This window comes from Bacillus sp. FSL R5-0576, assembly GCF_038004765.1.
Lineage (GTDB): Bacteria > Bacillota > Bacilli > Bacillales > Bacillaceae > Bacillus > Bacillus subtilis.
The window spans coordinates 1,555,133-1,573,260 of the sequence record NZ_JBBORU010000001.1; the positions used below are offsets into that span (position 1 = coordinate 1,555,133).

Here is an 18,128-nt window from a genome sequence, read left to right on the forward strand (position 1 = left end):
ATTAATGACGTTCATGATAAAGAATGAAATGTTGAAAGCCAAATAAAGACAGCTGCAAAAATAAAATTGAAATATCTTGAAAAGAGAGAGAACACCTCTTGAGGGGGATGAAAATGTCTGATTATCTAGTCATCGTGGAATCGCCCGCTAAGGCGAAAACGATTGAACGTTACTTAGGTAAAAAATATAAAGTAAAAGCATCAATGGGACATGTCCGGGATCTTCCAAAAAGTCAAATGGGAGTTGACATAGAACAGAATTTTGAACCGAAATATATTACCATTCGAGGTAAAGGCCCGGTATTAAAAGAGCTGAAAACGGCTGCGAAAAAAGCCAAAAAAGTGTATCTCGCAGCCGACCCCGACAGAGAAGGGGAAGCGATTGCATGGCATTTGGCACACAGTCTTGATTTAGATCTCAACTCAGACTGCCGTGTGGTGTTTAACGAAATTACAAAAGACGCTATTAAGGAATCGTTTAAGCATCCCCGCATGATCAATATGGATTTAGTGGATGCACAGCAAGCGAGACGTATTTTAGACAGACTTGTCGGATATAAAATCAGTCCAATCTTATGGAAAAAAGTCAAAAAAGGGCTTAGCGCAGGACGCGTGCAATCCGTTGCCCTCCGTTTGATTATTGACCGTGAAAAAGAGATTAACGACTTTAAGCCTGAGGAATATTGGACAATTGACGGTACGTTCTTAAAAGGTCAAGAAACCTTTGAAGCGAGCTTTTTCGGGAAAAACGGCAAAAAACTTCCTTTAAATAGTGAAGCCGATGTAAAAGAGATTCTTTCTCAGCTCAAAGGGAATCAATATACAGTTGAAAAAGTAACCAAAAAGGAACGCAAACGTAATCCTGCTTTGCCTTTTACCACTTCTACCCTGCAGCAGGAAGCGGCTCGCAAGCTCAATTTCAGAGCGAAGAAAACGATGATGATTGCACAGCAATTATATGAAGGAATTGATTTAGGAAGAGAAGGAACGGTTGGTCTGATCACGTATATGAGAACGGATTCAACCCGTATTTCAAATACGGCTGTTGATGAAGCAGCTGCATTTATTGATCAGACTTATGGAAAAGAGTTCCTAGGCGGAAAACGGAAGCCTGCGAAAAAGAATGAAAATGCCCAGGATGCCCACGAAGCAATTCGGCCGACATCAGTTCTTAGAAAACCAAGTGAATTAAAAGCAGTCCTCGGCAGAGACCAAATGAGACTGTATAAATTAATTTGGGAGCGTTTTGTTGCCAGCCAAATGGCACCGGCTGTTCTCGATACAATGAGTGTCGACCTGACAAACAACGGTTTGACATTTCGTGCAAATGGAAGTAAAGTCAAGTTTTCCGGGTTTATGAAGGTGTATGTTGAAGGAAAAGACGATCAAATGGAAGAAAAAGACCGGATGCTGCCTGACTTACAAGAAGGCGACACGGTATTATCAAAAGATATAGAACCTGAGCAGCATTTTACCCAGCCGCCTCCGCGATATACTGAGGCCCGGCTTGTTAAAACCCTTGAAGAACGCGGTATCGGCCGTCCATCCACATATGCTCCGACACTTGATACTATTCAGCGGCGCGGCTACGTGGCATTGGATAATAAACGTTTCGTTCCGACTGAATTAGGTCAGATCGTTCTTGACTTGATCATGGAGTTTTTCCCTGAGATCATTAACGTTGAGTTTACAGCTAAAATGGAGAGAGATCTTGATCATGTTGAAGAAGGAAATACCGAATGGGTCAAGATTATCGATAATTTCTACACCGATTTTGAAAAACGCGTCAAAAAAGCCGAATCGGAAATGAAGGAAGTTGAGATTGAACCAGAGTATGCTGGAGAGGATTGTGAATTGTGCAGTTCTCCAATGGTATATAAAATGGGACGATACGGTAAATTCTTAGCTTGCTCCAACTTCCCTGACTGCCGGAACACGAAACCGATTGTGAAACAAATCGGTGTGAAGTGCCCGAGCTGCGGAGAAGGAAACATTGTTGAGCGAAAATCGAAAAAGAAACGGGTGTTTTACGGCTGTGACCGTTATCCGGACTGTGAATTCGTATCATGGGACAAACCAATTGAACGAAAATGCCCTAAATGCGGAAAAATGCTCGTCGAGAAAAAACTCAAAAAAGGCATACAAGTCCAATGCGTGGAATGCGATTATAAGGAAGAACCACAGAAGTAGCGGTGAGCAGGGTCTTGCTCACCTTCTTTGTGTGTTAAAAGAAGGCCTTGAATAATAAACTAGGAGATGTGAAAGATGAACCAACAAACAGTGAATGTAATCGGAGCCGGACTCGCAGGAAGTGAAGCAGCATGGCAGCTTGCCAAACGGGGGATTCAAGTCAAATTGTATGAAATGCGGCCAGTTAAACAAACGCCTGCGCACCATACAGATAAATTTGCAGAGCTTGTCTGCAGCAATTCTCTTCGCTCTAATACACTTGCTAACGCTGTCGGTGTATTAAAGGAAGAAATGCGTGCGCTTGATTCAGCCATTATCGCTGCGGCTGACGAATGTTCGGTGCCTGCCGGGGGCGCTCTTGCAGTAGACCGTCATGAATTTGCCGCAAGTGTGACAAATCGGGTGAAAAATCATCCAAACGTAACCGTTATTAATGAAGAAGTGACTGAAATTCCTGAAGGCCCTACTATCATCGCAACGGGTCCGTTAACATCTGAATCGCTGTCTGCCCAGCTGAAGGAGTTGACTGGAGAGGACTATTTATATTTTTATGACGCAGCGGCGCCAATTGTAGAAAAAGACAGCCTTGATATGGATAAAGTGTACCTGAAATCCCGTTATGATAAAGGTGAAGCAGCATATTTGAACTGCCCGATGACAGAAGAAGAGTTTGACCGTTTTCATGAAGCATTAACATCAGCAGAAACAGTGCCGTTAAAAGAATTTGAAAAAGAGATTTTCTTTGAAGGCTGCATGCCGATTGAAGTCATGGCAAAACGGGGTAAGAAAACAATGCTTTTCGGTCCGATGAAACCGGTTGGTCTAGAGCATCCTGTTACAGGAAAACGCCCTTATGCCGTCGTTCAGCTCAGACAGGATGATGCTGCGGGAACACTTTATAATATTGTAGGATTCCAGACTCATTTAAAATGGGGAGACCAAAAGGAAGTTCTCAAGTTGATTCCAGGACTTGAAAATGTAGAAATCGTCAGATATGGCGTGATGCACAGAAACACATTTATTAACTCTCCAAGCCTGTTAAAGCCGACTTATCAATTTAAAAACCGCAGTGATCTGTTCTTTGCAGGCCAAATGACGGGAGTAGAAGGATATGTGGAATCAGCTGCCTCAGGACTTGTAGCAGGCATTAATGCGGCGAAGCTTGTATTGGGAGAAGAGCTTGTGATCTTCCCTCAGGAAACAGCAATTGGCAGTATGGCACATTATATTACAACAACAAACCAGAAGAACTTCCAGCCGATGAATGCAAACTTTGGGCTTTTAAAAGAATTGCCAGTTAAAATTAAAAATAAAAAAGAACGAAATGAACAATACGCGAACCGTGCGATTGAAACAATTCAAACAATTTCGAAAACAATATAGGTATTGATTGCAACCTGAGCGCGATTTGTGATACCATTTAAAAGCCCTTCCTGGGGAGGTATTAGGCATGGAGAATGTTAAGAATTTCGTAAAGTTATTCGTTGAATATTTACAAATTGAAAAAAATTATTCACAATATACTATTGTGAATTATGTGGATTCAATTGAAGAATTCGAGACTTTCCTGCGCGTTCAAGGTATAAATGGATTTGAAGAAGCTGCATATCAAGATACTAGGATTTTTTTGACAGAAGCCTATGAAAAAGGTTTATCGAGAAGAACAATAAGCAAAAAGATATCTGCATTAAGAAGCTTTTATAAGTTTCTGATACGGGAAAAGCTTATTGAAGAAAATCCGTTTCAGCTTGTTCATCTGCCAAAACAGGAGAAACGGATACCGAAGTTTCTATATCAAAAAGAGCTTGAGGAGCTGTTTGAAGTTTCAGATATAAGCCAGCCGGCCGGAATGAGGGATCAAGCGCTGTTAGAGCTGCTCTATGCCACCGGAATGAGGGTCAGTGAATGCTGTTCCATAACTATTAACGACGTTGATTTATTTATGGACACTGTGCTTGTTCACGGTAAAGGCAAGAAGCAGCGCTATATCCCCTTTGGGTCTTATGCCCGCGAAGCGTTGAAGGTATACATGAATAGCGGAAGACAGTGCTTGCTGATGAAGGCAAAAGAACCTCATGATCTATTATTCGTAAATCAAAGAGGCGGACCGCTTACAGCCCGTGGCATCAGACATATTTTAAGCGGGCTTGTTCAAAAAGCGTCAAGCACTTTACATATCCATCCGCATATGCTTCGACATACGTTCGCCACGCATCTGTTAAATGAAGGAGCGGATTTGAGAAGCGTTCAAGAACTGCTCGGGCATTCCAATCTGTCTTCTACACAGATATACACGCACGTTTCGAAGGAAATGTTGAGAAACACATATATGTCTCACCATCCAAGAGCATTTAAGAAAAATTAAAGGAGGCCCTTTATGTCATCTTTTCATGCGACCACAATATTTGCCGTACAGCATAAAGGACGAAGCGCTATGTCCGGAGACGGCCAAGTAACATTTGGTCAGGCTGTTGTCATGAAACACACGGCACGGAAAGTGAGAAAACTGTTTAACGGCAAAGTTCTTGCTGGCTTTGCGGGATCTGTTGCAGACGCTTTCACTTTATTCGAAAAGTTTGAAGCTAAGCTTGAAGAATATAACGGCAACTTAAAACGGGCGGCTGTTGAGCTTGCGAAGGAATGGCGCAGCGATAAAGTGCTAAGAAAGCTCGAAGCCATGCTGATTGTTATGAATCAGGATACTTTGCTTCTCGTATCGGGAACAGGCGAGGTGATCGAACCAGATGACGGCATTCTCGCGATTGGATCAGGAGGCAATTACGCTTTGGCAGCGGGAAGAGCATTGAAAAAGCATGCCGGTGAAAGCATGTCTGCAAGTGAGATTGCCAGAGCCGCGTTAGAAACAGCAGGCGAAATTTGTGTTTACACGAACGATCAAATCATACTGGAAGAGCTTGAATAGAAAGGACTTGAGGCGCATGGAAAAAAACCGTTAACTCCTAGACAGATTGTAGATCGGTTAGACCAATATATTGTCGGTCAGCAAAATGCGAAAAAAGCTGTCGCCGTGGCATTAAGAAACCGCTATAGAAGAAGTCTTCTGGATGAAAAGCTGAAGGACGAGGTCGTTCCGAAAAACATTTTAATGATGGGTCCTACCGGCGTCGGGAAAACTGAAATTGCCAGACGAATCGCTAAGCTTTCAGGTGCGCCATTTATCAAAATTGAAGCTACTAAATTTACCGAAGTCGGCTATGTAGGCAGAGATGTTGAATCAATGGTCAGAGATCTTGTGGAGACTTCTGTTCGGCTTATAAAAGAAGAGAAAATGAATGAAGTAAAGGAACAGGCAGAAGAAAATGCAAACAAACGCATTGTTCGTCTGTTAGTTCCCGGGAAGAAAAAACAATCTGGCGTTAAAAATCCGTTTGAAATGTTTTTTGGAGGCAGCCAGCCGAATGGTGAAGATGAGGCGGAGAGCCAGGAAGAAGCAAACATCGAAGAAAAAAGAAAACGAATGGCGCATCAGCTGGCTTTAGGAGAGCTCGAAGACTACTATGTAACAGTAGAAGTCGAAGAGCAGCAGCCTTCTATGTTTGACATGCTGCAGGGCTCGGGTATGGAGCAGATGGGTATGAACATGCAGGATGCGCTGAGCGGATTAATGCCAAAGAAAAAGAAACGGCGCAAAATGACAGTCAGAGAAGCCAGAAAAGTCCTGACGAATGAAGAAGCAAGCAAACTCATCGATATGGATGAAGTCGGCCAGGAAGCTGTTCAGAGAGCAGAAGAGAGCGGGATTATCTTTATTGATGAGATTGATAAAATCGCAAAGAACGGCGGTGCATCTTCTTCTGCCGATGTTTCAAGAGAAGGCGTTCAGCGGGATATCCTGCCGATTGTTGAGGGTTCAACCGTTGTTACAAAATATGGTTCTGTAAAAACAGACCATGTATTATTTATTGCAGCAGGAGCGTTTCATATGGCCAAACCGTCTGATTTGATTCCTGAGCTGCAGGGGCGTTTCCCAATTCGTGTAGAACTGAACAAACTCACGGTAGACGACTTCGTGAGAATTTTGGTTGAGCCGGATAATGCGCTGCTGAAACAATATCAGGCATTATTGCAGACAGAAGGTATATCTCTTGAATTTTCTGACGAAGCTATTCATAAGATTGCTGAAGTTGCTTATCATGTGAACCAGGACACAGATAATATCGGTGCGAGACGCCTTCATACAATACTTGAACGCCTATTAGAAGATTTGTCGTTTGAAGCTCCAGATGTAACGATGGAGAAAATAACGATTACACCACAGTATGTCGAAGAAAAGCTCGGAACGATAGCCAAAAACAAAGATTTAAGTCAATTTATATTGTGAAAAATTTAATATGAGGAATGTTTAGGAGGATTATTTATCATGGCTTTATTACAAAAAACAAGAATTATTAACTCCATGCTGCAAGCTGCGGCAGGGAAACCGGTAAACTTCAAGGAAATGGCGGAGACGCTGCGGGATGTAATTGATTCCAATATTTTCGTTGTAAGCCGCAGAGGGAAACTCCTTGGGTATTCTATTAACCAGCAAATTGAAAATGATCGTATGAAAAAAATGCTTGAGGATCGTCAATTCCCTGAAGAATATACGAAAAATCTGTTTAATGTCCCTGAAACATCTTCTAACTTGGATATTAATAGTGAATATACTGCTTTCCCTGTTGAGAACAGAGACCTGTTTCAAGCTGGTTTAACAACAATTGTGCCGATCATCGGAGGCGGGGAAAGATTAGGAACACTTATTCTTTCACGTTTACAAGATCAATTCAATGACGATGACTTAATTCTAGCTGAATACGGCGCAACAGTTGTCGGAATGGAAATCCTAAGAGAAAAAGCGGAAGAAATTGAAGAGGAAGCAAGAAGCAAAGCTGTCGTACAAATGGCTATCAGCTCGCTTTCTTACAGTGAGCTTGAAGCAATTGAGCACATTTTTGAGGAGCTTGACGGAAATGAAGGTCTTCTTGTTGCAAGTAAAATTGCTGACCGTGTCGGCATTACCCGTTCTGTTATTGTGAACGCACTCAGAAAGCTGGAGAGCGCCGGTGTTATCGAGTCTAGATCATTAGGAATGAAAGGTACTTATATCAAGGTACTAAACAACAAATTCCTAATTGAATTAGAAAATCTAAAATCTCATTAATCACAAAAAGAACCCTTTTTGAGGGTTCTTTTTTTATTTCAAATAAAGGAAATCAATAAGCTTTATTTCCTGGGTTGAAAGTCTTTCTATGTAATAATTTTAATAAATTTTGCATTTTTCTTCAAAAAGTTTCAAAAATGCCGAAAAGAAAGGAGAAAAAACAGAAATTCTGCTATTTTCAGGCTTATATCAAGGCGAGAAATGTAGTTCTAACAATCTAGGACTTTATACCCAGTTACAAAATAGATAATTGTGAGGACATTTTTTTACACGAACTTCATAGACTTTATGCCTGTTATTTCTTACAATAAGCATATAGTTTTACAATTCTCGACAAGGATATTGAGGGTGAAAAAAACTGAAATGGAGGTAAGTGGATTTGAGCTTATTTTCTGGAACGATACAAAATCTTGAAAATGCCTTGAGCAGAGCGGATATTAAGCAAAAAGTCATAACTAATAATATCGCCAATATAGATACACCGAACTATAAGGCAAAAAAAGTCTCTTTCCAAAATTTATTAGATCAAGAATCCTCGCGTCTTGAAGCGATAAAAACAGACTATCGTCATGTTGATTTTTCTGATACTGATTCGAATTATTCAATTGTTGCGAGCGGAGATACATCGTATCAGCAAAACGGAAACAATGTTGATGTTGACAAAGAGATGACAGAATTGGCGCAAAATCAAATCAACTATCAAGCTTTGGTTGAAAGAATGAACGGTAAATTTAATTCGCTGAAGACCGTATTAACAGGAGGAAAATGATGACAGCTTTTCATAGCTTAAATGTTTCAGCATCGGCTTTAACAGCTCAGCGAGTCAGAATGGACGTTGTATCATCTAACTTAGCAAATATGGATACGACAAGAGCTAAGCAGGTGAATGGAGAGTGGGTGCCTTACAGAAGAAAAATGGTCTCCCTTCAGTCAAAAGGTGAATCGTTCTCTTCCATTCTCAATTCTCAAATGAGCGGAAGCGGGAATGCTGGAAACGGTGTGAAGGTTTCAAAAATTACAGAGGATGATTCGGATTTTAATCTTGTCTATGATCCGACAGACCCTGATGCAAACGCTGATGGATATGTACAAAAGCCTAATGTTGATCCATTAAAGGAAATGGTTGATCTTGTCAGCAGCACCAGATCATATGAGGCGAATGTCACGGCGATGAATGCCACAAAGGGAATGCTGATGAAGGCGTTAGAAATCGGAAAGTAGGTGAATGAATGTGATTAATGCAATTTCTCCTTTTCAGGTTCAAAATACTCAAAACACTCAAAATGCAACAAATCAAGTAAACAATAGCCAAAAAACAGATTCTTCAAATCAAACAAGCTTTTCGGAGCTTTTAAAAAACTCTATTAGTTCGTTAAATGAGTCCCAAGTAGCTTCTGACAACATGACTAATGCCTTGGCTGCAGGAAAAGATGTAAATCTTGATGAGGTCATGATCGCTGCTCAAAAAGCTAGCATCTCTCTAACTGCAGCAACAGAGTTCCGCAATAAAGCTGTGGAAGCTTATCAGGAGATTATGAGAATGCAAATGTAGGGGGTCTGACGATTTAGAGAAAGAGTGGAATGACCGGGGGTTAACATGAATCGTACTCTAATGCAAATGAAAAACAAAACGAGTGAGTTTTGGAAAAATAGATCTAAATTACAAAAGATTTTAATGGTTAGTGCTTTAGCGGCAATTATTATTATTGGAATTATTATTAGTGTTTTTGCTTCAAATTCTAAAATGGCGCCGCTGTACAAAGATTTGTCTGCCGAAGAAGCAGGACAAATCAAAGAAGAATTGGATGCAAAAAAAGTGCCAAACGAACTTTCGAATGGCGGTACAGTGATTAGTGTTCCGGAGGATCAGGTTGATTCTTTGAAAGTGCAGATGGCTGCAGAAGGACTTCCTAAAACCGGATCAATTGATTATTCATTTTTTGGACAGAATGCCGGCTTTGGTTTGACAGACAATGAGTTTGATATGGTGAAAGTAAAAGCTACACAGACAGAACTGTCAAACTTGATCAATGAAATGGACGGTATTAAAAGTTCAAAAGTAATGATTAATCTCCCGAAAGACGCGGTGTTTATCGGTGAAGAGCAATCTGCAGCATCTGCATCAATCGTTTTGCAGATTCAACCGGGTTATACACTTGATCAAAGCCAGATCAACGGATTATATCATCTGGTATCTAAAAGCGTGCCGAACCTAAAAGAAGATAACATCGTCATCATGGATCAAAATTCTACATACTACGACAAATCAGACAGTGATGCAGGGTCCTACGCGGATAGTTATTCTTCTCAGCAAGGAATTAAGTCTCAAGTTGAAAAAGACATTCAAAAACATGTACAGTCACTTCTTGGTACGATGATGGGCCAAGATAAAGTCGTTGTCTCCGTTACAGCAGACATTGATTTCACAAAAGAAAATCGGACAGAAGACATTGTCGAACCTGTGGATAAAGAAAACATGGAAGGCATTGCAGTCAGCGCTGAAAAGGTATCTGAAACATATCAGGGCGACGGTGCAGCCAACGGCGGAACTGCCGGAACCGGCGAGGAAGATGTAACAAATTATAAGGCTGACGGTGAAAATACCGAAAGCGGGAACTACGAAAAAAACAGCAACAAAATCAATTACGAGGTTAACCGAATTCATAAAGAAATCGCTGAAAGTCCTTATAAGGTCAGAGATTTAGGGATTCAAGTAATGGTAGAGCCGCCTGATGCCAAAAACACAGCGTCGCTATCAACTGAAAGACAGGATGATATACAAAAAATCCTTTCAACTGTAGTCAGAACATCTTTGGATAAAGATGAAACGCAAAACCAGAATTTATCTGATGCTGATATCAATAATAAGATTGTTGTCTCCGTACAGCCATTCGACGGAAAAGTCAATTTGGATACAAATACGGAAAAATCCTCAGGTATCCCGCTGTGGGCATATATTGTAGGCGGTGTTTTAATCGCAGCGATCATTGTTCTGATCATTATGCTTATCAGAAAGAAACGGGCGCAAGAGGATGAATTTGAGGAATATGAGTATGAGGTTCCTCAAGAACCAATCAATTTGCCTGATATCAACGAAGAGGAAAATGAAACAGCGGAATCAGTCAGACGAAAACAGCTTGAAAAGATGGCGAAAGACAAGCCGGAAGATTTTGCAAAACTGCTGAGAAGCTGGCTGGCCGAGGATTAGGAGGAATTAGAAATGGCGAGACGTGATCAAGATAAGCTTACAGGAAAACAAAAAGCAGCCATTCTCATGATTTCCTTGGGGTTAGATGTGTCAGCTTCTGTCTATAAGCACTTAACCGATGAAGAAATTGAAAGGCTTACTCTGGAAATATCAGGTGTTCGAAGCGTCGATCATCAAAAAAAGGATGAAATCATAGAAGAATTTCATAATATAGCCATTGCGCAAGATTATATTTCTCAAGGCGGTTTAAGCTATGCAAGACAAGTTCTGGAAAAGGCGCTTGGAGAGGATAAGGCGGAGAACATTCTAAACAGGCTGACTTCTTCTTTGCAGGTTAAACCATTTGATTTTGCCAGAAAAGCGGAGCCAGAACAAATTTTGAATTTTATCCAGCAAGAGCATCCGCAGACGATGGCGTTAATCTTGTCTTATTTAGATCCAGTGCAGGCCGGGCAAATTTTATCCGAGCTGAACCCTGAAGTGCAGGCTGAGGTTGCGAGAAGAATCGCGGTCATGGATAGAACGTCTCCAGAAATAATTAACGAGGTAGAACGGATTCTGGAACAAAAATTATCTTCTGCATTTACTCAGGATTATACACAAACAGGCGGAATTGAAGCTGTTGTGGAAGTGTTAAACGGGGTAGACAGAGGGACAGAGAAGACGATCTTGGATTCATTGGAAATTCAGGATCCCGATCTTGCTGAAGAGATTAAAAAGCGGATGTTTGTCTTCGAAGATATTGTCACACTTGATAACCGTGCAATTCAGAGAGTCATTCGCGATGTTGAGAACGACGATTTGCTCCTTTCATTAAAGGTTGCAAGCGAGGAAGTCAAAGAAATTGTGTTCAACAATATGTCACAGCGTATGGTTGAAACCTTCAAAGAAGAAATGGAATTTATGGGCCCTGTACGCTTGAAAGATGTAGAAGAAGCACAATCGAGAATTGTAAGCATCGTCAGAAAGCTTGAAGAAGCCGGTGAAATTGTGATAGCAAGAGGCGGAGGGGATGATATTATTGTCTAATATCATTAAACAAGAATCATCTATTTCTCCACAAAAGGAAAAAAGAAAACTTTCTATACAAGAGGTGCGTATTGATCATTCTCACCTTTTGCAGGCTGAAGAGAACCCGGAGGCGCTTATGGCCCGAGTGAAAGAGGAAGCTGACCGGATTTCTGAGCAGGCAAACAGTCATATAGAAAATATTCGCCGTCAAATTGAGCAGGAGAAAAACGATTGGGCGGCTGAAAAACAGAAGCTTATTGAAGAAGCAAAAACCGAGGGCTTTGAACAAGGAGTAGCGCTGGGCAAAGCTGAGGCAATGAAACAGTATGCCGAACTGATCGGCCAAGCAAACAGTATAACTGAAATGTCCAGAAAAGCTGTTGAGGACAAGCTTGAAGACGCTAATGAAGAAATCGTTGAGCTTGCCGTTGCCCTAGCAAAAAAAGTTTGGCAGCAAAAGTCTGATGATAAAGAGGCTTTTCTCCTGCTTGTACAACAGGTTATAAACGAAGTGAAGGAATATGACGATATATCAATTTATGTTGATCCATATTACTATGAGACAATCTTTCAGCAAAAAGATGAAATCCAGCAGCTTCTTTATAAAGAATGCCGGCTTGGCATATATGCTGATGAAAAAGCTCAAAAAGGAACCTGTTATATTGAAACTCCTTTTGGCAGGGTAGATGCGAGTGTTGACACACAATTGATGCAATTGAAAGATAAACTTCTGACAGCGCTGGAAGCAGGTGCAGCTGAATGAAGACACAGAGTCTGATAGATTGTATAGAAATGACAGACTCGTATAAACGGTACGGAAAAGTCAAGCGGGTAATCGGCCTGATGATTGAATCAAAAGGGCCAGCAAGCTCAATTGGCGACGTGTGCCTGATTTATGCAAAAGGACAATCTGGGAAAGTCATTAAAGCTGAGGTAGTCGGCTTCCAGGAAGAAAATATTTTGCTTATGCCTTATTTAGAGGCTGCGAGCATTGCACCTGGCAGCATTGTAGAAGCTACTGGGGAATCACTTCGGGTTAAAGTTGGAACCGGACTGATCGGACAAGTCATCGATGCTTTTGGAGAACCCCTTGACGGAAAGCTTCTGCCGAAAGGGCTTTCGCCTGTATCAACGGAGCAATCACCGCCCAACCCGATGAAACGGCCGCCTATCCGTGAAAAGATGGGTGTTGGAGTCAGATCAATTGACAGCTTGCTGACAGTCGGTAAAGGCCAGCGGATTGGAATTTTTGCAGGAAGCGGTGTCGGAAAAAGCACCTTAATGGGGATGATCGCCAAGCAGACAGAGGCTGACTTAAACGTCATTGCACTTGTCGGAGAACGCGGACGAGAGGTTCGGGAGTTTATTGAAAAAGATCTGGGGAAAGAGGGGCTGAAACGATCGATTGTAGTCGTTGCCACCTCAGACCAGCCAGCATTAATGAGATTGAAAGCGGCATATACAGCGACTGCCATTGCCGAGTATTTCCGAGATAAAGGCCAAAATGTCATGTTTATGATGGATTCTGTTACAAGGGTGGCAATGGCGCAGCGAGAGATTGGACTGGCTGCTGGGGAGCCTCCGACGACAAAAGGCTATACACCTTCAGTGTTCGCTATTTTACCTCGTTTACTAGAACGAACGGGTGCAAACGAGCATGGAACCATTACGGCATTTTATACAGTGTTGGTAGACGGGGATGACATGAATGAGCCGATTGCCGATACCGTACGCGGAATTTTAGATGGACATATTGTGTTGGACAGGGCGCTTGCCAATAAAGGCCAGTTTCCTGCAGTTAACGTACTAAAAAGCATCAGCAGGGTGATGTCAAACATTTCAACAAAACAGCATCTGGATGCGGCAAATAAATTCCGTGAACTTTTATCGACATATCAAAATTCGGAAGATCTCATTAATATCGGAGCTTACAAAAGAGGATCATCCAGAGAAATTGATGAAGCGATACAATTTTATCCGCAGCTTATTCAATTTTTAAAGCAGGGAACAGACGAACCGGCTTTATTGGAAGAAAGCATTGCTGCATTAACTAGTTTGACAGGAAATGAGGAATAAACGTGGCTTATCAATTTAGATTCCAAAAGCTGCTGGAACTAAAAGAAAATGAAAAAGACCAATCCTTATCCGAGTATCAGCAATCAGTTTCTGAATTTGAAAACGTTGCTGAAAAATTATATGAGAATATGAGCAAAAAAGAATTGCTGGAACAAAATAAGGAAAAGAAATTAAAAAGCGGCATGAGTGTACAGGAAATGAGGCACTACCAACAATTTGTCTCAAATCTTGATAATACGATCTATCACTATCAAAAGCTTGTCATTATGAAAAGAAATCAAATGAATCAAAAACAAGAAATTTTGACAGAGAAAAACATTGAAGTGAAAAAGTTTGAAAAAATGCGTGAAAAACAGTTTAAAATGTTTGCTCTTGAAGATAAAGCTGCAGAAATGAAAGAAATGGACGATATTTCGATTAAGCAGTTTATGATTCAAGGCCATTAGGAGCGAATGTAATGTCCGGCAAAAAGAAAGAATCAGGTAAGTTCCGTTCGGTTTTGCTTATCATTATCCTCCCGCTGATGTTTCTATTAATCGCAGGGGGGATTGTTCTTTGGGCTGCTGGTATCAATGTCTTAAAGCCGATACAGGATGCTGCGGCAAAAACGCCGGTTCTTAAAGAATTGGTCCCTGAAACCGAAAATAAAAAAGGCGCAGCATCAAGTAAGGATAGCAGTAATACGGCAGCTCTGGAAAAGACCATTAAGGATCAAAAAAGTGAAATCAGTATATTGAATAAAGATTTAGAAACAAGCAAATCAGAAATCGACAGGCTCAATCAAAAGATCCGTTCACTTGAAAAGACGGCTGAGGATCAAAAAAAGTCATCAGAAGATCATACTGAAGGATCAGCAGACTCGAAAGCTTCTTCTGAAAATGACAAAGTGATCAGTGTGTACAAAAGCATGGACAGCGGAAAGGCTGCTAAAATTATTGCCCAATTAAAGGAGCAAGAAGCACTGAAAATATTGAATGGCCTAAGCAAAAAGCAGCTTGCTGACATATTGGCGAAAATGACTCCTGAGCAAGCAGCAACCTATACAGAAAAAATTGCTGCCAGCCAAGAATAGGGGGAATGAAAGGTGAAGCTGCTTGAATTAGCCGGACCTTTACTGCAAACCACAACGGGTTCTGCCGCTAAAAACATGAAAAGTAGCCAGGGAGTTTTTCAAAACTGGCTTATGTCTGAGACTGGATTGAAGGAACTTTCAGAACAAGGAAAGGGAACTTCTAATTCCGAAGATCAGCTTTTAGCAGATGCGCTTAAAAAGATCGGTGAATGGCTAAATGCAAGTCCTGAAGTTCAAGACAAACAAAATGCGGATCTTTTGCAAACATTAAGCAAACTGACAGGGAAGCAATTGGATGCGAATGCTCTGCAAATGTTGCAAAATCTTTTGCAAGCAGTTGAATCAAAAATGTCAGGCGGGACGGATCAATTGCTCACAGAAACGGAGAAAATTTTTTCAGAAGCTAAAACGGCTCTGAGTGCCAATGATTCTGCTTCTGACATTAATGGAGCACTGAAGTCTGATACAGAGCAATCAAATCAGGAAAATGAAGTATCCGAGGCTGCTAAAGAGCTCATCTATATCCAGATGTTCATTAGCCAGCTCGTAGAAGGGAATAAGCTGACTGATCGCGGGAATGGCAATGAAGCTCATGCCATTTACCAAAATGGAGATCAATTCCTTTCTGCATTAGAAAAGAAGGGTGTATCTCAACAACTAATTCAGGATCTTAAACAGCAAATATTCACTAAAGCTGAGTCAAGTTCAAAACTTCACTCGATGACAGCGTCAGAGCTGAAAAGCTTTCAAAGCTTAATGGATCAAATGTCTATGCTTCCTCAAAAAGGGACCAAAGAATGGAGTTTAGCTGAAAGCCAGCTGAAAGCCTTCTTGTTATCGAAATCATCCGAATCATCACAAGACTTTGGGAAGCGTGTTCTCACACCGCTCTCGCAGAGTTCATCCAGCACAAATGCATCGGATGTTTCTGGAAGTATTCAGCCTATAGATAGTAAATCAGGACTCCAAATGCTGTTTTCGGGGTATCGGAGCATAGGAGGAGTTCAAACACTTGATCTGCAGCAGATGTCATCTGATATACCAAATGCCGAAACAAAAACGGTGGCTGATCAAGTGATTAATGCGTGGAAGCAGATGAAATATACGCCTTTCGGCAGATCGACGGGAAGTTTCACTATTCGGCTGAACCCTGAACATTTAGGATTTGTCACAATCAAGCTGACAAATGAAAATGGAATGTTTCAGAGTAAAATCATAGCATCTAGCCAATCAGCAAAAGAATTGCTTGAACAGCATCTTCCTCAGCTGAAGCAATCATTGCCGAATATGGCCGTCCAAATTGACCGTTTTACTCTTCCGGTCCAAAGCGGGGATCAGCCGATATACGGCCAGCTTGCTGATGAACAGAAACAGCAGCAAGAGGGGCAGAGACAGCAAAGACAGAAAAAGCAATCAAATGATTTTGGCGATCTGCTCGATGAAGTGTCGATGGTTGAAATGGAGGAAGAAGAATGACTTCTATAAGTTCAGAATATAAACTGCCTGAAAAAACGAACACTGTGTCGACGAACAACAGCAGCTTGGGGAAAGACGAGTTTTTAAAAATATTAATGACTCAAGTTCAAAACCAAGATCCGCTTAACCCGGTTGACGATAAAGAATTTATCAGCCAGATGGCGACTTTTTCAAGCTTGGAGCAAATGATGAATCTGAATACGACAATGACTCAATTCGTTGAAAACCAAGATCCGTTTACAACGTATGTTGATTGGATGGGAAAAGAAGTATCTTGGACTGATGGCAAAAGTGCAACAGATAAAACAGGCACAGTAAGCTCTGTTAAACATTTTAAAGGAAATTATTATCTCGTTCTTGATGATGGGACCGAGATCAGTCCTGCGAATGTCATGTCTGTGGGACAATCATCTAAATAAAAACATCTGGGGGAATATATTATGTTACGTTCACTTTATTCTGGAATCAGCGGTATGAAAAACTTTCAAACAAAGCTTGACGTAATCGGCAATAACATTGCCAACGTAAATACAGTAGGATTCAAAAAGAGCCGGGTTACCTTTAAAGATATGGTAAGCCAAACGATTGCCGGCGGTTCTGCTGCTGGTGCAACAATCGGCGGAACAAACTCTAAGCAAATCGGTTTAGGTTCATCATCTGGCACAATTGATACAATTCATTCAACAAGCGCGACACAAAGCACAGGAAGAACACTTGATTTAGCAATTGACGGCGACGGTTACTTCCGAATTGATACAGGTGACGGGACAGCTTATACAAGAGCAGGGAACTTCTATTTAGATAATACCGGAACATTGGTTACAGGTGATGGCTACCATGTACTAAATATGAATGGCGGAACAATTAAAATTCCTACTGATGCACAAAGTTTCACTATCGGTTCTGATGGCAAGGTATCGATCGTTGATGCCGGTGGTCAATCACAAGACGGCGGACAAATCGGGATTGTGACTTTTGCCAACAGTGACGGATTGGATAAAATCGGGAGCAACTTATACCGTGAATCTTTAAACTCTGGTACGGCCAGTGCAGCGAACCAGCCCGGTGATGGCGGAACAGGTTCCCTTAAAGTAGGATTTCTCGAAATGTCTAACGTCGATTTAACTGACGAATTTACTGAAATGATCGTAGCCCAGCGCGGATTCCAATCAAACTCAAAAATTATTACAACATCTGATGAAATCCTTCAAGAACTGGTTAACCTTAAACGTTAAGGAGGGAGGGGAGGCGAGTAATCGCTTCTCCGCTGTTTTATGATTAAAGTAACCCGTTTGAACGGGCAGCCCTTTACACTGAATGCGCTATTTATTGAACAGATTGAATGTTTTCCGGATACTACAATTACTCTGTCAAATGGTAAGAAGTTTGTAGTAAAAGAAGATGAAGAAGCTGTTCTGGAAAAGATCGCAGCTTTCTACCGAAAAATACAAATATTTGCAATGGATCAAGGAATAGAGGAACCGGAATGAAGAAAAAGTTAATGATCATATTACTAATTATTCTTATCGTAATTGGTGCTCTCGGGGCGGCGGCTTATTTTGTTTTAGGCGGAAAGTCCGAAAAAAGTGAAGCGAAAAAAAGTATTGATGAAATCGTTGCGTCTTCTGTTGATGTAGAAGAGATCACAACAAATTTAAAGTCTGATAACATTATCCGTCTTGCTATTAAACTTGAAACTGATTCTGATAAATCAAAAGAAGAACTTGAGAAACGTGATTTCCAAGTGAAAGACGCTGTTATATCACTGCTGGCTGATACGAATGCTGATCAGATTGAGGGAGACAAGGGAAAAGAAACCTTTAAGAAGGAACTAAAAGATAAAATAAATAGCTACCTCCAAGAAGGAAAAGTAGAAAAAGTGTATATTACCTCCTTTAATCTGCAATAAAGCATAATTTGACAGAATACGGAGGT

The 18,128-nt window shown here is 41.1% G+C and carries 20 protein-coding genes; all 20 read left to right on the forward strand.

The genetic code is table 11. The features are described from left to right. The first annotated feature begins 113 nt into the window (after nt 1-113). Nucleotides 114-2,189, forward strand: coding sequence for a type I DNA topoisomerase (gene topA / locus NX903_RS08060; protein ID WP_003245599.1), 2,076 nt, complete (start codon nt 114-116; stop codon nt 2,187-2,189). Between the two features lie 75 nt (nt 2,190-2,264). Then, nucleotides 2,265-3,572: an FADH(2)-oxidizing methylenetetrahydrofolate--tRNA-(uracil(54)-C(5))-methyltransferase TrmFO gene (trmFO, locus tag NX903_RS08065; protein WP_003244725.1), complete on the forward strand. Its 1,308-nt coding sequence runs from the start codon at nt 2,265-2,267 to the stop codon at nt 3,570-3,572. A 67-nt stretch (nt 3,573-3,639) separates the two neighbouring features. Next, a complete protein-coding gene (xerC, locus tag NX903_RS08070) occupies nt 3,640-4,554 on the forward strand; it encodes a tyrosine recombinase XerC (protein WP_086343835.1) in 915 nt (304 codons plus the stop codon). Nucleotides 4,555-4,566: 12 nt separating this feature from the next. Beyond that, a complete protein-coding gene (gene clpQ, locus NX903_RS08075; protein WP_003238555.1) occupies nt 4,567-5,112 on the forward strand; it encodes an ATP-dependent protease subunit ClpQ in 546 nt (181 codons plus the stop codon). Nucleotides 5,113-5,157: 45 nt separating this feature from the next. Then, on the forward strand, nt 5,158-6,531 hold the full coding sequence (hslU, locus tag NX903_RS08080; protein WP_052589141.1) for an HslU--HslV peptidase ATPase subunit: 1,374 nt from the start codon (nt 5,158-5,160) through the stop codon (nt 6,529-6,531). Between the two features lie 39 nt (nt 6,532-6,570). Continuing rightward, a complete protein-coding gene (gene codY, locus NX903_RS08085; protein WP_003220850.1) occupies nt 6,571-7,350 on the forward strand; it encodes a GTP-sensing pleiotropic transcriptional regulator CodY in 780 nt (259 codons plus the stop codon). Between the two features lie 379 nt (nt 7,351-7,729). After that, entirely contained in the window at nt 7,730-8,119 is a 390-nt protein-coding gene (gene flgB, locus NX903_RS08090; RefSeq protein WP_003245656.1) for a flagellar basal body rod protein FlgB, read from the forward strand. Then, nucleotides 8,119-8,571, forward strand: a complete 453-nt coding sequence (flgC, locus tag NX903_RS08095) for a flagellar basal body rod protein FlgC (protein WP_014479779.1) — start codon at nt 8,119-8,121, stop codon at nt 8,569-8,571. Before flgB ends, flgC begins: the two co-directional genes overlap by 1 nt. A 10-nt stretch (nt 8,572-8,581) precedes the next feature. Next, nucleotides 8,582-8,902 carry a flagellar hook-basal body complex protein FliE gene (gene fliE, locus NX903_RS08100; protein WP_003238544.1) on the forward strand — a complete coding sequence of 107 codons (321 nt, stop codon included), beginning with the start codon at nt 8,582-8,584 and terminating at the stop codon, nt 8,900-8,902. Nucleotides 8,903-8,947: 45 nt separating this feature from the next. After that, complete coding sequence (gene fliF, locus NX903_RS08105) at nt 8,948-10,558, forward strand: flagellar basal-body MS-ring/collar protein FliF (RefSeq protein WP_052476550.1); 1,611 nt, start codon at nt 8,948-8,950, stop codon at nt 10,556-10,558. Nucleotides 10,559-10,570: 12 nt separating this feature from the next. Next, nucleotides 10,571-11,587 carry a flagellar motor switch protein FliG gene (gene fliG / locus NX903_RS08110; RefSeq protein ID WP_003231981.1) on the forward strand — a complete coding sequence of 339 codons (1,017 nt, stop codon included), beginning with the start codon at nt 10,571-10,573 and terminating at the stop codon, nt 11,585-11,587. Beyond that, nucleotides 11,580-12,332: a flagellar assembly protein FliH gene (gene fliH / locus NX903_RS08115; RefSeq protein ID WP_024572494.1), complete on the forward strand. Its 753-nt coding sequence runs from the start codon at nt 11,580-11,582 to the stop codon at nt 12,330-12,332. The genes fliG and fliH overlap by 8 nt, the downstream gene beginning before the upstream one ends. Next, nucleotides 12,329-13,645: a flagellar protein export ATPase FliI gene (fliI, locus tag NX903_RS08120; protein ID WP_015715886.1), complete on the forward strand. Its 1,317-nt coding sequence runs from the start codon at nt 12,329-12,331 to the stop codon at nt 13,643-13,645. Before fliH ends, fliI begins: the two co-directional genes overlap by 4 nt. A gap of 2 nt (nt 13,646-13,647) precedes the next feature. Beyond that, the gene (gene fliJ / locus NX903_RS08125; protein ID WP_003231977.1) at nt 13,648-14,091 is read left to right on the forward strand and encodes a flagellar export protein FliJ; all 444 of its coding nucleotides are present in this window, start codon (nt 13,648-13,650) and stop codon (nt 14,089-14,091) included. 11 nt (nt 14,092-14,102) lie between these two features. Beyond that, the gene (locus NX903_RS08130; protein WP_003231975.1) at nt 14,103-14,717 is read left to right on the forward strand and encodes a MotE family protein; all 615 of its coding nucleotides are present in this window, start codon (nt 14,103-14,105) and stop codon (nt 14,715-14,717) included. Between the two features lie 12 nt (nt 14,718-14,729). Next, nucleotides 14,730-16,193: a flagellar hook-length control protein FliK gene (locus tag NX903_RS08135; protein ID WP_086343836.1), complete on the forward strand. Its 1,464-nt coding sequence runs from the start codon at nt 14,730-14,732 to the stop codon at nt 16,191-16,193. Then, a complete protein-coding gene (gene flgD, locus NX903_RS08140) occupies nt 16,190-16,612 on the forward strand; it encodes a flagellar hook assembly protein FlgD (RefSeq protein WP_014479786.1) in 423 nt (140 codons plus the stop codon). Before NX903_RS08135 ends, flgD begins: the two co-directional genes overlap by 4 nt. A 21-nt stretch (nt 16,613-16,633) precedes the next feature. Continuing rightward, a complete protein-coding gene (gene flgG / locus NX903_RS08145; protein WP_024572497.1) occupies nt 16,634-17,428 on the forward strand; it encodes a flagellar basal body rod protein FlgG in 795 nt (264 codons plus the stop codon). A gap of 39 nt (nt 17,429-17,467) precedes the next feature. Then, the gene (swrD, locus tag NX903_RS08150) at nt 17,468-17,683 is read left to right on the forward strand and encodes a swarming motility protein SwrD (protein ID WP_003231966.1); all 216 of its coding nucleotides are present in this window, start codon (nt 17,468-17,470) and stop codon (nt 17,681-17,683) included. Further along, on the forward strand, nt 17,680-18,102 hold the full coding sequence (gene fliL / locus NX903_RS08155; RefSeq protein ID WP_003231964.1) for a flagellar basal body-associated protein FliL: 423 nt from the start codon (nt 17,680-17,682) through the stop codon (nt 18,100-18,102). Before swrD ends, fliL begins: the two co-directional genes overlap by 4 nt. Nucleotides 18,103-18,128 lie beyond the last annotated feature (26 nt).